The 14,459-nt window shown below is 63.1% G+C and carries 14 protein-coding genes; 4 read left to right on the forward strand and 10 right to left on the reverse strand.

The window, feature by feature from the left end; translation table 11 throughout:
• Positions 1-46: 46 nt before the first annotated feature.
• Positions 47-1,684 carry a sigma-70 family RNA polymerase sigma factor gene (locus LRQ04_RS11440; RefSeq protein WP_235520280.1) on the reverse strand — a complete coding sequence of 546 codons (1,638 nt, stop codon included), beginning with the start codon at positions 1,682-1,684 and terminating at the stop codon, positions 47-49.
• Positions 1,685-1,865: 181 nt separating this feature from the next.
• Here LRQ04_RS11440 and LRQ04_RS11445 point away from each other — a divergent pair, with 181 nt between their 5' ends.
• Positions 1,866-2,417: a hypothetical protein gene (locus LRQ04_RS11445; protein WP_235520281.1), complete on the forward strand. Its 552-nt coding sequence runs from the start codon at positions 1,866-1,868 to the stop codon at positions 2,415-2,417.
• A 64-nt stretch (positions 2,418-2,481) separates the two neighbouring features.
• Positions 2,482-3,081 (forward strand): hypothetical protein, encoded by a 600-nt coding sequence (locus LRQ04_RS11450; RefSeq protein ID WP_235520282.1) that lies wholly within the window; start codon positions 2,482-2,484, stop codon positions 3,079-3,081.
• Between the two features lie 4 nt (positions 3,082-3,085).
• Here LRQ04_RS11450 and LRQ04_RS11455 read toward each other — a convergent pair whose 3' ends face one another.
• The 4 genes from LRQ04_RS11455 to LRQ04_RS11470 all read right to left on the reverse strand — a co-directional run bounded on the left by LRQ04_RS11455 (position 3,086) and on the right by LRQ04_RS11470 (position 7,504).
• The gene (locus LRQ04_RS11455) at positions 3,086-3,442 is read right to left on the reverse strand and encodes a GNAT family N-acetyltransferase (protein ID WP_235520283.1); all 357 of its coding nucleotides are present in this window, start codon (positions 3,440-3,442) and stop codon (positions 3,086-3,088) included.
• The gene (locus LRQ04_RS11460) at positions 3,439-4,800 is read right to left on the reverse strand and encodes an acyltransferase (RefSeq protein WP_235520284.1); all 1,362 of its coding nucleotides are present in this window, start codon (positions 4,798-4,800) and stop codon (positions 3,439-3,441) included. The genes LRQ04_RS11455 and LRQ04_RS11460 overlap by 4 nt, the downstream gene beginning before the upstream one ends.
• Positions 4,801-4,883: 83 nt before the next feature.
• Positions 4,884-6,092, reverse strand: coding sequence for an amidohydrolase (locus tag LRQ04_RS11465; RefSeq protein ID WP_235520285.1), 1,209 nt, complete (start codon positions 6,090-6,092; stop codon positions 4,884-4,886).
• Positions 6,089-7,504 (reverse strand): MFS transporter, encoded by a 1,416-nt coding sequence (locus LRQ04_RS11470; RefSeq protein ID WP_235520286.1) that lies wholly within the window; start codon positions 7,502-7,504, stop codon positions 6,089-6,091. Before LRQ04_RS11470 ends, LRQ04_RS11465 begins: the two co-directional genes overlap by 4 nt.
• 112 nt (positions 7,505-7,616) lie before the next feature.
• Here LRQ04_RS11470 and LRQ04_RS11475 point away from each other — a divergent pair, with 112 nt between their 5' ends.
• Both LRQ04_RS11475 and LRQ04_RS11480 read left to right on the forward strand, forming a co-directional pair.
• Positions 7,617-8,666, forward strand: a complete 1,050-nt coding sequence (locus LRQ04_RS11475) for an Lrp/AsnC family transcriptional regulator (RefSeq protein ID WP_235520287.1) — start codon at positions 7,617-7,619, stop codon at positions 8,664-8,666.
• Positions 8,667-8,668: 2 nt separating this feature from the next.
• Positions 8,669-9,088 (forward strand): VOC family protein, encoded by a 420-nt coding sequence (locus LRQ04_RS11480; RefSeq protein WP_235520288.1) that lies wholly within the window; start codon positions 8,669-8,671, stop codon positions 9,086-9,088.
• A 70-nt stretch (positions 9,089-9,158) separates the two neighbouring features.
• On the opposite strand, the gene LRQ04_RS11485 is transcribed toward LRQ04_RS11480, so the two are convergent.
• The 5 genes from LRQ04_RS11485 to LRQ04_RS11505 form a co-directional block, all read right to left on the reverse strand.
• Complete coding sequence (locus LRQ04_RS11485; protein WP_235520289.1) at positions 9,159-9,551, reverse strand: DUF1304 domain-containing protein; 393 nt, start codon at positions 9,549-9,551, stop codon at positions 9,159-9,161.
• Between the two features lie 39 nt (positions 9,552-9,590).
• Positions 9,591-10,466, reverse strand: coding sequence for a class II fructose-bisphosphate aldolase (locus LRQ04_RS11490; RefSeq protein WP_235520290.1), 876 nt, complete (start codon positions 10,464-10,466; stop codon positions 9,591-9,593).
• A complete protein-coding gene (locus LRQ04_RS11495; RefSeq protein ID WP_235520291.1) occupies positions 10,466-11,932 on the reverse strand; it encodes a GntP family transporter in 1,467 nt (488 codons plus the stop codon). Before LRQ04_RS11495 ends, LRQ04_RS11490 begins: the two co-directional genes overlap by 1 nt.
• Before the next feature lie 103 nt (positions 11,933-12,035).
• Entirely contained in the window at positions 12,036-12,938 is a 903-nt protein-coding gene (locus tag LRQ04_RS11500; RefSeq protein ID WP_235520292.1) for an NAD(P)-dependent oxidoreductase, read from the reverse strand.
• 28 nt (positions 12,939-12,966) lie between these two features.
• On the reverse strand, positions 12,967-14,448 hold the full coding sequence (locus LRQ04_RS11505) for a four-carbon acid sugar kinase family protein (protein WP_235520293.1): 1,482 nt from the start codon (positions 14,446-14,448) through the stop codon (positions 12,967-12,969).
• Between the last annotated feature and the right edge of the window lie 11 nt (positions 14,449-14,459).

Here is a 14,459-nt window from a genome sequence, read left to right on the forward strand (position 1 = left end):
TTTTTTGAAAGATTTTTGAACCGCTTAGATGCTCGGCCAGGGACGCTTATCCGTACTGGTTCGCAAACGCCTTGGTGACGATATTCTGCCCGCCGAAAAGGTAGTTCAGTGTTCCACTGTTGGCCTTCGCAGGCATGGATACACCCAGCTTGAACGCGAGATTCCCGCGGTCAAGGGAGTCAGCGGTGCATCGAATCCGACGCATCGTGGTATCGGTGGCGGCGCATGTCCATCCCGCCGGAGCCAATGTACTGCCGGCCACGAACGTCGACTGATCCGGCAACGCAAAGACAGCCTCGGCCGACGTCGGAGTTCCGTCGCCTTGGAGGGAGAAGGCCACCCGAAGCTCCCTGTCTGCTGGGGTGGAACCAACAACGGCACTGAACGTCGCATCAACCGTTTGGCTCGGAGCCGCCGCCGGAGCGGATGCTGCAGGCGCCGTCGTCGAAAACACCGTACCGGAGCCCACCACAACGGCACCCCGCGAGGGTGTCGCCGCCGAGGGAACCACGACGGCGGGTGGTTCCGGCGCTGCTGCCACAGGCAGGTCCGATTCGGGAACCGGTTCTGGGTCCTCCGCTGCGGCGCTGGGCTCAACAGACGGCCTTGCCGACTCAAGCGGAGCTGCCGACTCCTGTACTGGAGGAACAGTGGCAACTGCCTGGTTTTCAACTGTCGATTGTGAACCGGTATTCATCTGCAACAACCAGACAAGGAGTCCGGCCAGCGCGACTGCTCCCAAGACAATCGACGCCGTCAGCTGCCATGCTTTGCTGATCCCACGGAGTCCCGCCGTGGAAGCATTGCCCGGCACTGCGGTGCTGCCGGCACCCGAAGATGCACTCCCGGACATTGCTCCGGCTCCGATAGCGGCAATGGCACCAGGTGTGAAGGCCAGCCCAGTGAACAGAGGGAACAGGATGGCACGCATGCCGCCTTGGACATCGTTGAGTTCAATCAGCAGGGCGGTGCACTTGGCACAACTATCCAGGTGTGCCGCGACCTTTTCCTGCGAAGTGCGCTTCAGCGCGCTCCGGGCATACTTACCCAGCTGGCTGGCGTACTCGTCACAGGCCCGGTCGACTGTCTGGCTGATGTGGTGCTGCAAGTAGGCCTGCCGAAGGCCCTCCCTGGCCCGGATAGCCAAGGACGAAACGCCATTTGGCGTGAGCCCGACGAAGGGCGCGGCCTGCGAGGGTTTCAACCCCTCGATATCCAAGTGCCACAGCACGGCCTGCCAGCGCTCAGGCAGCGATTTGAACGCCTTGGCCATGATGGTGGACTCGAGATCGCCGATGACGGGGTCATCATCCAGCACCGGAGAATCGAGAATGGCGTCATCCGCCGCGGTTGGCATCCGGCGGGCCTTGCGATTCCTGTCGTGGGCAGTGCGCCGCACCACGGTCAGGAGGTACGAACGGAAGAACTCCTTTGGGCCCTTGCCTTCCTTCAACAGCTGGAAGATGGCGGCGAATGACTCGGCAACAACGTCATCGGCGTCACTTGGGTTGTCAGTCTGTGCACGGGCAACGTACTGGGCAACTTTCAGGTGCCGTTGATAGAGCACATCGAAGGCCTCCGTGACGCCTTGCCGAACCAACGAGATGATCTGGGGATCACTGCCTGAGGCCTCTGCGGAAGTCAGGGACGCCCCTCCGGCCCCACCCGCTAATACTTGATCCATAAACAATAGTGTGCCATCACAAGCTGTGTGACTTGAATCCGCGACCGCTGCCCTGTAGTGAACTTGGTTTTTCGCATCACGATCCGGGCCCTCGCATTACTTGTTAGGCGAGAACTTCCCATCCCCAGAAGCCAAGCGAGGATCCATGGTCGTCAGGCGCCCACGCCCTTTCCTGAAATTAATGCGTGCCACCCACAAGAACCTGCTCGAACAACAGAACGAGATTGTCCGGTCTTTGCCCACCAATCGTTCAGGGCCGTTGGCCCGGAAGAAGAACGCGGGGCATGTCGCCCTCGTCTACGGAGCGGACCGGCCAGTGGCCATACCCGGCGATACCGTCATCTTTACGGCTTGGATCACCAACGACTCCACAAGTCACGTCCGGGATATCACACTGGTGCCAAGGTCCTTCACAAATGAGGGGATGGAGATGCTGGCATACACGTCGGAGCCGGTGGAACGGGACCTTCGCATCGGACTCCTGGCCCCGGGCCAGTCAGTCATGCGCAGTTTTTCCTATTTGGTGACGGAATCCGATCACGTTCACGGCGGCAGCATCATCAGTGCCATGCAGGTGCGCGGTACGTGCCGCGGCCTCGCAGTGCTCGATGAGCACGATGCCATCGTCTCCCTCAGCGGGACGCGAAAGGACTGGCCTTTTGGGCCCACAGGATACCAAGCCCCCGCCCGGACCTCCGGATACCAACCCCAGGCCCACCTTGCCGGGGCCTAGCTCCGAGCTATACCGTGGCTAGGGCAGGAGGCATTCAAAAAGCAGTAAGCAGGGGGAATTCCGCGTGCCGGAGACGATTGCACGCCGGACCATCTATGACCAATTCATGGTGGCCCTGGGTGATGGGTATTGTCCTGAGGAAATGGCCGAGCTACTGGGGCTTCCGATCGCCACTGTTTCGCTTTGGCTGTCACGGCTCGGGAACCTGGCGTCTGACTTTGCCGCCAGCGCCGACGCCCCGCCGCCGCAGGCTGCAACTCCCGACACCCTCGCAAGTCTGACCTTGGTCTACACGCCGGATGTCCTGGAGGCGTGCGCGGGCCAAGTGGTAACTTTCACCGCGAACATCCTTAACGATGACGTAGAGACGCTGCTGGATACCAGCCTGCTTCCGGCACGCCCCCTCGAGGCCACAACTGAGGTAGGCGCCGTCATCTTCGCCGCCATCACGTCACCTTTCGACATGGGCGACCTCCCCGCGGGCGGCATGAGCTCCATCTCGTTCAGCCACAAAGTCTCCGAGCGTGAGGCCCGCAGCGGAGGGGAACTTGTGAGCCGCCTTTCCGTCAGGGCCACGAGCACCGGAAGCAACGCCGAAGTCACCGACCAATGCTGTGCCCGTGTGAAGCTCAGTTCAAGCGGTTACATCAGGGCGGCCGGCTAACCCGCTACTCGTTGTCGGGCTCGCCGGTGGGCGGCTCTGCAGGCCAATCGACATCCTGTTCGTAACCTTCGTGCTTCTTCAGGTAGGCCGCGATATAGGGGCAGTGCGGAATGATGCGTTTGCCGGACGCCACTACGTCGTCCAAGGCAAAGTGGGCCAGCACCTTGGCCAAGCCTTGGCCATTGAAGCCGGGCTTGGTTTCCGTGTGAATGAAATCGATGTGGCCGGGCCGGTCGAGGAACTGGGAGATCACCGCCAACTCGCCGTCTACGTGAAGCTCATAGCGGTGAAATTTGTCGTTGCGCACCGTAGTGACGCCGGCGCGGAACGACTCTGCCAGTGAATCCGTGTACTCGGTCATGGTTCGAGATTGGCACTTAAATCAGGCGCTGGCAACGTGGGCGCCTGGGCCTCACTCCTTTCCGTAACGTTTGCTTCCGGATCGGTCTGCTGCGGCGTCGGAACCCTGCCGAGCAGCAGGACAGAGAGCGCGAAACAGGCCGCTCCCCCACCCAGGAGGGCAAGCGTCAGGCCGTTGAAAGCGGCATCAGCGACCGGCACGAAAACCACGACGGCGGCCGTCACCACAGCGACGCGCGAGGGACCGCGCGCGTGGCTGGCCGCCGTCGGACGTTCCTCAAGCCGACCGAAAAGCCACACGACCGGGACGAGCAACGTGACGACCGCGGCGAAGACGGGAATCCGCGCCCACCACCAGTCGGAAGTGCTGGCGTCGGGTATCGGCAGGTCCGTCAGCAACAGCAGGCCCGAGAATCCCACCAGCAGCGGAAGATGCCACAAGTAGATGGTCATGGACCTGCGGCCGGCGAGCGCCATTACCGTCCGGACCCATCGGGCACTGGCAACCCACCGCACGGCCGGCTGGAGCAGCTGGAGCGTTGCTGTTTGGGAGATGCCCAAGAGAAGCAAACAGAGGTTGGGTGGGTTGATGTTCACCACCATGTTTCCCGGATAAACAGCCACGCCGGTGACGAGACCCAGCAGGAGGTTGCTGGTCACGACTGCGCCCACGAGCCACGTGCGGCTGCGTCGCTCAAAGAAGCCGTCGGCCATCAGGAAACCCAATTGCTGGACGGCGCACCAAACGAAAATCATGTTGGTGAACGCGAGCACGGGAATGGCTCCGCGGAGGGAATCCACAGTGATAATCGCTGCCACCAGGACACCGAAAACAACGAACGGCGACTTTTGATGCAACCGGGCCATCAGCGGAATGCTCAGTTGCGCGGTCAGGAATGCCGCAAGGAACCACAGAGGCATCGCGGCACCAGCGGTCATGAGCTGAATGACCTGGGGATGTACCCCCATGAGCAACGCCACCCATAGACCGCCCCACATCAGTGCAAGCAAGGCCATGGCGGGGCGCACCAGGCGCAGGAGCCGGAGCTGCGCGAAGTCGAAGCCCGTTCCCCCGCGGGCCGCAAGCCGGCGCCACGACTGAAGCCCGGTCACCCCGCCCATCACGAAGAACAACGGAACAATCATGAGGAGCCAGAGCACTGGCGTGAACCAGCTTTGGTCCATGAGGACGTTATGCGTCTCAACCGTGCCGTCTTTGTGCAGGACAGGACTGACCATCATGCAGTGCGCGGCAACAACCAAGAGCAGGCAGGTGAAACGGACAAGGTCGATCGCCGGATCCCGCCGCACAGCCTCATCCAGGCCGGTGGCAGGGTGTGTTTGCCTGGCTCTATCCATGGCTCTCCCTACAAGCGCACCGCGCGCTGCCTCCATTGTCCGCCCGCTTAGGACAGGGGGCCAGCAGGCGTGCCGCTTGAGCCTTACCCGGGCGTCTGGTGCAGCAGGCGCTTCCGCTGCTCCGCGTCCATGGCCGCAGCGCACGCCGCAGCGGCCATGCCGAACGATCCATCAAGGACCGCCTTGTCGGCGCCCGCAGAGGCGCCGAATGCTGCGAACTCGGCCGTGTGGTGCACAGCGCCCCGGACGTCGTAGCCCACTATGGGGTGAATGGATGGCACCCTTTGGGAGACGTTGCCCATGTCTGTGGAAGCTACAGGGTCGGTGTTGAACACTACGTCCCTTCCCGTGGCCTTCATTGCTTCCTGGTACGCCCCGGACAGGAACGGATCCTGCCGCAGTTCTGCGTAGTCGTTGCCTTGGGAGTTCAGTTGCAGGGTGCAGCCGCTCGCGTGCGCACCGGCTTCGAGGCAGCGCCGGACCTTGTCCTGGATGAGGCGCAATTGCCCAATACCGGGTGCCCGCATTTCCACACTTGCCCGGGAGCGCTCCGGAATGACGTTGACGGCGCTGCCACCCTCGGTGACGATCAGCGACACGATCGAGCCAACGGGCAGCTGCTGCCGGGCCAAGGCAATGGCCAATTGCGCCACCACCAGCGCGTCCAACGCGTTGACGCCCTCGGACGGCGCTGCTGCGGCGTGCGCCGGGCGGCCTTCGAAGACGACGTCCCACATGGACATGGCCAATGACGAGCCGCCCACCACATCCGCTGCGCCGGCGTGGACCATCATGGCCAGTGAGACGTCGTCGAGGAAGCCCGCCTCGATCAGGTCCACCTTTCCCCCGGTGGTCTCTTCCGCCGGAGTTCCCAGGACCTTGACAGTGATGTCCAGCTCTTTGGCCACAGCGGCCAGAGCCAACGCTGCGCCCACCGCGCTGGCCGCGTTGACGTTGTGACCACAGGCGTGCCCAATATCGGGCAACGCATCGTATTCAACGCAGAGTGCTACCACCAGTTGACCGCATCCTAAGCGCGCGCTGAACGCGGTGGGCTGTTCCGGCTGTTGTTCGTCGAAGGTGAACCCGGCCTTTCGGAGCACCCGCTTGACCCGTTTGACCGCACGGAATTCCTGGCCACCCAGTTCCGGGTCGGCGTGGATGGCGTGGCTAAGGTCCAGAATGTCCGGTTTCCATCGCTGGACTTCGCGCTCCACTACAGCCTGGACGTCGGCCGGGGAGGCGGGCACGACGGCGGACCGTGCAGTTTCGCTGTCCAGCCCGGCGGTCATGCCGTCACCTCGGCGGCCTGTCGCTTCGGGTACCGGGCACTGGCCGCTGCGGCGATCAGTGCCGCCACGGCGAGGGCTCCCCAGATGGTCAGCAAACCGGTTTCGGTGATCCGTCCGTTGGCCACAGAGGCGGACGACAACAGCTTGACCACTGCTGCGCCCACGGCGATGCCGACTGACAACGCCAACTCGTTGAGTCCGGCGGCTGTTGACGTTTCTTCCAAGGGCACTCCTTCCACGGACAGCGAGCGGGTGCCCGCTTGGTACATGCCCAGGCTGAGGTTGAACATGGCAAAGCCGACGCAGTATCCGGCGAACGAGTCGTGCGCGAACATCATGACCAGGAACCCTCCAGCCAGCAGAACGCCGGCAAAGACCAACGTGGGCCGCTCTCCGAACTTCCGCAGCGCCCGTGCCGTCAAAAGGGACGCGACCAAGGAAAGTACGGATGCCAGGGCAAGGACAATCGCGATCATCAGCGGACTGAGAGCGAACCCGTACCCTGTTTTGTCCGGGTTGGAGTGCAGGAAGATGCCGTTGGTGCCGAAGTAGCTGATAGAAGCGAAGCCGAAGAAGAACGTTGCCACGGAAATGGCGCGGATCCGCGGCGTGGCCAGCATTCGGAGGTCCATGAACCGCCGACCGGCGGCACTGCCGTAGTCTCGCTTGACCCAGAAGGCCAGCAGGATAAGCCCCAGCAAGCCAGCCCCAAGGGTGCGGGCGTCCAGCCAACCCCATTCAGGCGCCATGGAGAGCGCCACCACGAAGCCGATCAGCCCCATTGCGCAAGCCAGCAACGGCGCAAGGGCCATTCCCTCACGGGTCGGGACTCCGGCGTCGGGCAGCAGGAACGAGCAAACAAAGGCGATGACCGCGAATGGCACCGCCACCCAGAATCCGAGTGTTGGGTTGGTGACACCAACGATTCCGGCCAGCAGTCCGCCGGCTCCCACCATGATCATGAGCATGCCGATCATGACACTGACGCCAGTGCGTATGTGGGCGGGGCTGGTGACTCGAAGGACACCCATCATGAGCGGGATGAAGCCCACCACGCAGGTCAACATCACTACACCTAAGGTCACCGTCCATAGCGTCGGCCACAACGCCATCTGCAAAACACCGACCGTCACTACACCTGTGGACCAGCGGAGTATGAGTCGGTAGCCGTAGCTGTCGCCGAGCCTTGAAATGATGGGCGTGAGGACGGCGAAGCTCACATTTGAGATGAGGAAGATGCCGTTGATGGTGGGATCGTCAATCTCGAAGACCGGTCCCAGTGCGGGCAGGATGGGGTTCAGATACCCCTGGGTGACACCGCTGAGCGATTCAATGAGAGCCATCGCCAGGATCATGCCTGCGATGGTTTTGCGCGTAGTGGCCGCTGCCGGTGGTGCTGTCTTGCTTGCCATGAGCTTCCTAGAGTCCTGGGCGGATTCGCCGGTGGTGATGCGAGTCACAACGCTATGGCTGTCAGTTATGCTGACGTTCAAATTGTTTGAAACCCACACGAGGAAGTGCGTATTGAACGAATCGGCCATAGTTTCCGAGCTGGACCTCGAAATCGTGAATGCTCTCCAGATCAATCCGCGGGCGGAATGGAGCCGGATTGCGGATGCCCTGGGCCTGTCCGGCCCTACTGTGGCGAGGCGTTGGAACGCGCTGGCCGAACAAGGACTGGCATGGATCACGCCGTCTCCGGGACAGCGCTACCTCAGTGCCGGATGGTCCGCTTTCATCCAGCTCTCGTCTCTGCCCGGCGAAAGCGAAGCCCTGATACAGAGGCTGTGTGAGGTGCCGGCGTTCGGCACCGTTTCCATGGTCACAGGCTCCCATGATGTCTTCATGGATTGCTTTGCGTCGAGCCACGAGGAACTCATGGACATCGTGACCGGAGCCTTTCCTGTGCTGCCTGGCCTCACCCACCGGGAGGTCGTCTTCGTCACCAAGCTTTACCGGCAGGCCTCGGAATGGCGCAGCGGAACACGTGAACCCGCACGCGCGCGGCTGGTCTCAGCTGAAGCCAAGACAGCACCGGCAAGTTACTCGCCGGATCAACTGGACGCCTCGTTGCTTGAGGAACTGGCCAACGACGGACGTGCCTCATGGGCTGAACTGGGAGAAGCCTGCAGCGTCTCGCCGCAAACTGCCCGACGCCGGGTGGAACGCTTCCTCGCGTCCGGCTACATCACGCTGAGGTGCGATGCGTCCACTGCGGCGAACCGGGGCTTGCGGGAAGTGACGCTCATGCTCAATGTTCCGGCACAGTACGTGGAAGACGTCGGCCGCTACTTCGCTTCACGGACGAACTGCAGGCTCAGTGCCCAGGTGCTCGGTTCGCACAACCTGGTGGTCACGTTGTGGGTCCGTGACTACGTGGAGGCACAGGCATTTGAGCGCGAATTGGCCGAGCGGGCACCGGGCAGCACGGTGATCTCCCGGCAAGCGGTGGTCCGAACATACAAGCGCCTTGGCCATGTCCTCGATGAATCCGGGCGAAGCCTCAGGGTTGTGCCCTTGCCGCTCTGGAGAGAAGGGTCTGGACGGCCTACCGAAACACCGGCAGGATCATAGCCATGACTACCTCTATTTTCGTGAATTTGCCTGTCAGCGACCTCGAGGCTTCCAAGTCCTTCTACACAGCACTTGGCTATTCCATCAACCCCAACTTCACAGATGACACTGCTGCCTGCGTTGTCTTCAGCGACACCATCTATGCCATGCTCCTGACGCACGCCAAGTTCAGCGAGTTCACCAAGCAGCCCATCGCGGACACCAGGAATTCGACGGCGGCCATTGTCGCCATTTCAGCCGAGAGCCGCGAAGAGGTAGATGCTTTGGCGAACAAGGCCCTCGAGGCCGGCGGATCAGAGACTTATGACGCCCAGGATCTCGGATTCATGTACAGCCGGGCATTCCGCGACCTGGACGGCCACCACTGGGAAGTCCTGTGGATGGATGACGCGGCAGCCCAGGCCGGTCCCCCGGAACACTAATTTCGAACCACGTCGCGGCACCGCTGTTCCGTCGTTGCCCAACAACGGAACAGCGGGCCACCAACGTGTTCTAGCCCAGCGTCAGGGCCAGCACACCAAGCACGACGGCGAGCAGCGGCGTAATGCCTTGGGTGGTGGCTGCGCGGAGGTACTTTTTCCCGCTGGCCGCGAGGACCAGCGCTGCCAGGAGCATCGACCCACAGCTGCTGAACACGAGGGTCCAACCTACCTGTGGAGCCCCGGCCCAGACTGCGATGATGCCGATCAACGCGCCTATGGCCAGGAAGAGGTTGTAGAACCCCTGGTTGTAGGCGAGCGGCTTGGTGGTCTCGGCGTCGGCCTGCGAGGTGAGACTGAAGCGTTTCCACGTGGATGGCTTGGTCCAGGTGATGGACTCCATGGTGAAGATAAATACGTGAAGCAAAGCCGCAATCAGGGCGAAAATCAGGGAGGCCAGAATCATGGTCTGATCCTAGCCTCCCGTGTTGTTGGGACCGGGCCGTCAGGCGCTCAGCAGCTCCAGCGTGGCGCCCGCGAATGCGCCCGCAGTGCCGTTCCAACGCGCCAACAAACCCTGGAGATTCTCGCCATCTGCCCGGTATGCCGCGGTTTCCGCCTCAAGCGTAGACAGGATGCCGGTGCGTAGTTCAGTGTTGAAGTTCACCTTGCCGACCCGCAGCGAGGGAGCTTTGGCGAGCTCGTCCGCCGGGATGCCCGAAGCGCCGTGCAGTACCAACGGGACGCCGGTCTTCGAGGCAACGTCCTGCAGTACATCCCAACGAATATTGGGCTCGCCCTTGTACTTGCCGTGCACATTTCCCACCGCGATGGCCAGCAACTGGGCGCCGGTGCGCTCAACGAAGTCCGCCACCTGCGCCGGGTCAGTCAATCCCGCAACGGAAGTACCGGCGTCGTGCGCTTCGGATGAAGCGCCAAATGCCCTGTCCTCATCGCCGGCCAGCCCGCCCAGTTCCGCTTCGATCACGACGTCGGTGCGTCCGGAAGCGTCCAGCGCGGCACGGACTTTGCGGACCAGGGCAATGTTGTCCTCGAACGGCAACGACGAACCATCGGCCAGGACGGCGTCCGCACCGGCGGTCACGGAATCGCGGATGACCTTGAGATCCGAAGCGTGGTCCAGCTGGACGGACACGGGAACACTCGCCGAGTCAGCCAGGCCGCGGAGGGCTTTGATCAGGCGGAGTCCGTTGGGAGTGGAAGCCGTCTTGGGCGCAACCAGCAGGATGACGCCCAGCCGCGCTTCCTCGGCAGCCGAAACCACAGCCAGGGCGGTCGTGAAGTCGTAGCAGGTGAAGGCCGGAACTGCGGAGCGGGAGGCCAGTGCAGAGGCGACCATTGAGTCCAGGGAAGCGCGCATCAGTGGCCCAGGCCTCCCACCAGGATCCAGGCCACGTAGGTGAGGACAAAGCCGGCCAAGCCAAGGATGGTGGTGAGGACGGTCCAGGTCTTCAGGCCGTCGGACACTGTGAGGCCGTAGTAGCGGATGACTGTCCAGAAGCCTGCGTCGGTCACGTGTGACAGGCCCAGTGCGCCGAAGCCGATGGCGATCACGATCACTGCGATCTGGGCGGGCGTGTAGCCGCCTTCCATGACGGCGGACGTGAGCAGGCCGGTGGTGGTCACAATAGCTACGGTTGCCGAACCCTGGGCGGCGCGAAGCGCCAGGGAGATGATGAAGCCGAGCACAATCACCGGCAGGCCGAGGCTGTCCAAGGTGTGGGACAGCGCGGCACCGATACCAGAGGTGCGGAGTACTTCACCGAACACGCCACCGGCTGCAACCACCATGAGGATGGAGGCGATGGGAGGCAGCGCGCCTTCGAAGATCTCACCGGTTTCCTTGAGCGACCAGTTGCGGCGAACAGCCAGCAGGAAGAAGGAAAGGGCCACGGCCACAAGGAGCGCGAAGAACGGGTTGCCGATGAACGAGGCCACCCCGTACCAGTAGTTGTCCTTGGCGATGGTGAGGGTGCCAACGGTACCGAGGAGGATCTGCACAATCGGAGCGGCGATCAGGAACATGATCAGTCCGGGACGCGGCGGAGCGATCGCGCGGGCGCCGGGGCCGTCGTGGCCAACGCGAACCAGTGAATCGGAGCCGAATTCTTCAACCTGGGCTTTGACGCCGGGAAGGAGCTCGTAGTCCTTGCGGTTCATGATGCTGGCAACCCAGTAGGACAGGAATCCGAGCGGCACGCAGATGATCAAGGAAATCATGGTGATGAGGCCGATATCGGCTCCGAAGACACCCGCGCCCGCAACGATGCCCGGGTGCGGTGGGACGGCTACGTGGATGGAGAGCATGATGCCGGCCATCGGGAGGCCGAACTTGATGGGGTGGACCTTGGCGATCTTCGCGAAGGCGTAAACAATGGGCACCAGGACGATCACGCCCACTTCGAAGAAGACCGGGATGGCAACCAGGAAGCCGACGGCGGTCAACGCCACCGCAACGCGTTTGGCCCCGAGCTTCTCAGTGAAGTGGGTTGCCAGAGACTGCACGCCGCCAGAGACTTCGATCATCCGGCCAAGGATGGCGCCCAAGGCAATCAGCAATGCGACCTTGCCCATGGTGCTGCCCACACCGTTGGTGACCACGGTGAAGATGTCCTTCAACGGAATCTGCGCGGCAACAGCTACCAGGATGCTCACCGCAAGGAGGGCGACGAAGGCCTGGATCTTGAAGCGGATGATCAGCACCAGGAGCAGTGCGATGCCTGCTGCCGCGATGGTCAGCAGGAGGGGTGTTCCCAGCTCCACAGCGGGTTTGATGGCGGGGGCATCGGCCGCCCGAACCATCAGCGAGTTGACGAGGGGGTTCATTGGGGGTGTCTCCTTTGACATACCAGCCCTAAGAAGGCCGATTGGAGGTGCGACGACGGCGGAGGGGGGACCGCCGTCGTCGCGGGTTCTGTGATGGGGGTGGTTAGGCGGTGCGCTTCGTGGGCGCAACAACCTTGATGACGGCGGAGTCGTCGGCGGCAGCGAGGCCCTGGGCCTGGCCGAGCAGATAGAGCTGTTCAGCGGCGGCGGCTACGGGTGCGGCAAGGCCGGCGGCCCGTGTTGCCTTGCCCACGATGCCCATGTCCTTGACGAAAATGTCCAGGCGGCTGAGGACCTCGGCGCCATCCTCCGTGTAGGCCTCGAGGATGCGTGGGCCGCGGTTGGAGAGCATGAAGGAACCGGCAGCGCCGGCTTCAAGGGCGGCCAGGGTCTTTGCCTGGTCCAGTCCCAGTGCGTCAGCAAGGGCCATGGCTTCAGCCGCGGCGGCGATGTGCACGCCGCAGAGGAGCTGGTTGACGGTCTTGAGTGCCTGTCCGTCGCCGGGCTTGTCGCCCACGATGCTCAGCGTGGAGGCCAGGAGTTCCAGGGCCGGGCGGGCCTTCTCGAGCGCTTCAGGCTCGGCGCCCACAACGATCAGCAGGTCGCCTTCACCGGCACGCTTCGGGCCGCCGGACAGGGGAGCATCCACCAGGGCCACGCCGTATTCAGCGAGCTTGGCAACGGTGGACGGGATGGCTTCCGTGCCAACCGTGCTGCCAAGGATCACGACGGCGCCCGGCTTCAGTACCGAGGCAACGCCGTTCTCGCCAAAGAGGACATCGTTGAGCTGTTCGCCGTTACGGACCGCCAACAACAACGCGTCGGCGTCCTGGGAAGCTTCACGGGCCGAGGCGAAGGTCTTGATTCCGGCTGCCGCTGCGAGTTCAAGGCGGGGCTCAGCGATGTCGAAGCCGTGAACGGTCAGCTCGGATGCGAGCCGGGTTGCCATAGGCAGGCCCATGGCGCCAAGGCCCAAGACGGTGACGGTGTAGTTGCTGCTGGTCATGGTGTTCTCCATTGAATTTCGGATGCTTTTAGAAGGTGGCGCTGAGCTTGCGGGTGACCTGGGTCAGGGATTGGTCGTCGCCGACGTTGCCGGCAAAGACGATGTACGGGATGCCCTTCGCGGGACCATCCACCGGCTCCCAGAGCGAGACGATGCCCGGCAGCATCGGTCCGCGGACAATCGCGTGGCGGATTTCCAGGCCGTGCGCCGCGACGTCCGAGGACGTGATGCCGCCCTTGGCAATAACGAATCGAGGCGGGAACGTTTTGAGCGTGCGGTTCACCACGGCCACGACGGCGGCGGAGACGGTGCGGGCGATCTTCAGGCTCGCCGCGGCGTCGTCGGTCTTGATGAGGAGGCGGCTGGTGTGGACGATCACGTCGCTTTCGCGAAGAGCGCTGACGACGTCGGACACGACGGTTCCGATGTAGGCATCGGCCTCCGCACCGAGCAGCCGCTCTACATCGATTTCGATGGTCCGCGCCGAGCTGTGCTCTGCGGTGAGGTTGTTCAGTTGGCGGGTGGTGACGCCCACATGGGAGCCCACAACGATCAAGCCGCCTGCAGTAGAGGGAGTGTTGCCGGCGTAGGCTTCCTCGGCGGTGAGGGCCGTGCGGATCTCCTGGCCAATCCGGCCACGGACGAACGGCGGACCAACGCGGTAGAGGAGCTTCTTGCCGCGTCGTTCTGCTTCTTCCAGGCCCAAGGCCAAGGCACGGAAGTCGTTCTCGGTGACGATGTCGGCCACGATCGGGGTGGAGTTGGTGGCAGACTCCAAGGCGTCGGCGATGGCCTTCGCGGAAATGGCGGGGTCCTGGGCAGAGGCACCGGCGCGGATGGTGTTCAGGTCCAGGACGATCACTCTTTCTGCAGCGTAACGGCCCTGCGACTTCTCCTCCACATACTTGGCCATCTCCGAGTTGGCGAAGCCGAAGCTTGCGTCCTTGGCGAATTCCGTCTCCGCCACCGGGGTGAGCGATCCGGCATCGCCGCGCATGTAGTGCACACCGCCGATGGTGACCCGGCCGGCGTCGGGGAAAGCCGGAACGATCACGACACCGTCGGTTGCTTCACCGGTTTCAGCGGCCACGGTAGCGGCGATGACGTCGGGCTCCAACGGGTAATGGCCGCGGAGGGTGGAGTCGCTGCGGCTGACGAAGCCGAGCTTCACACCGGCCGGTCCGGCCGCGGCCAATGCGTTGCACACGATCTCTTCGTTACGGGCTGCGGCTTCGGCGGGATCCAAGCTGCGGGTGTTGGTGAGGACGTAGACCGCGGGCTTGGTGTTGTATTCACTGATGTGGGTGAAGGCCCACGTGAAGTCCTGGACATCCCAGCGGGTAAGGACCGCGAGGTCTGCGACGGACTGCGTGCCGGTGGGGTCGTCGTCGAGGACCACCAGGACCTTCGGTGCGGCAGCAGCGGACGCGGCAACTGCGTCGGCAACCAGCTGGGCAGGGATCTGGACTTCCGCCGGGAAAGCGGCCAGAACGTTGGCTTCAAAAGTCACTGTGCACTCCA

The organism is Paenarthrobacter sp. AR 02 (assembly GCF_021538675.1).
GTDB lineage: Bacteria > Actinomycetota > Actinomycetes > Actinomycetales > Micrococcaceae > Arthrobacter.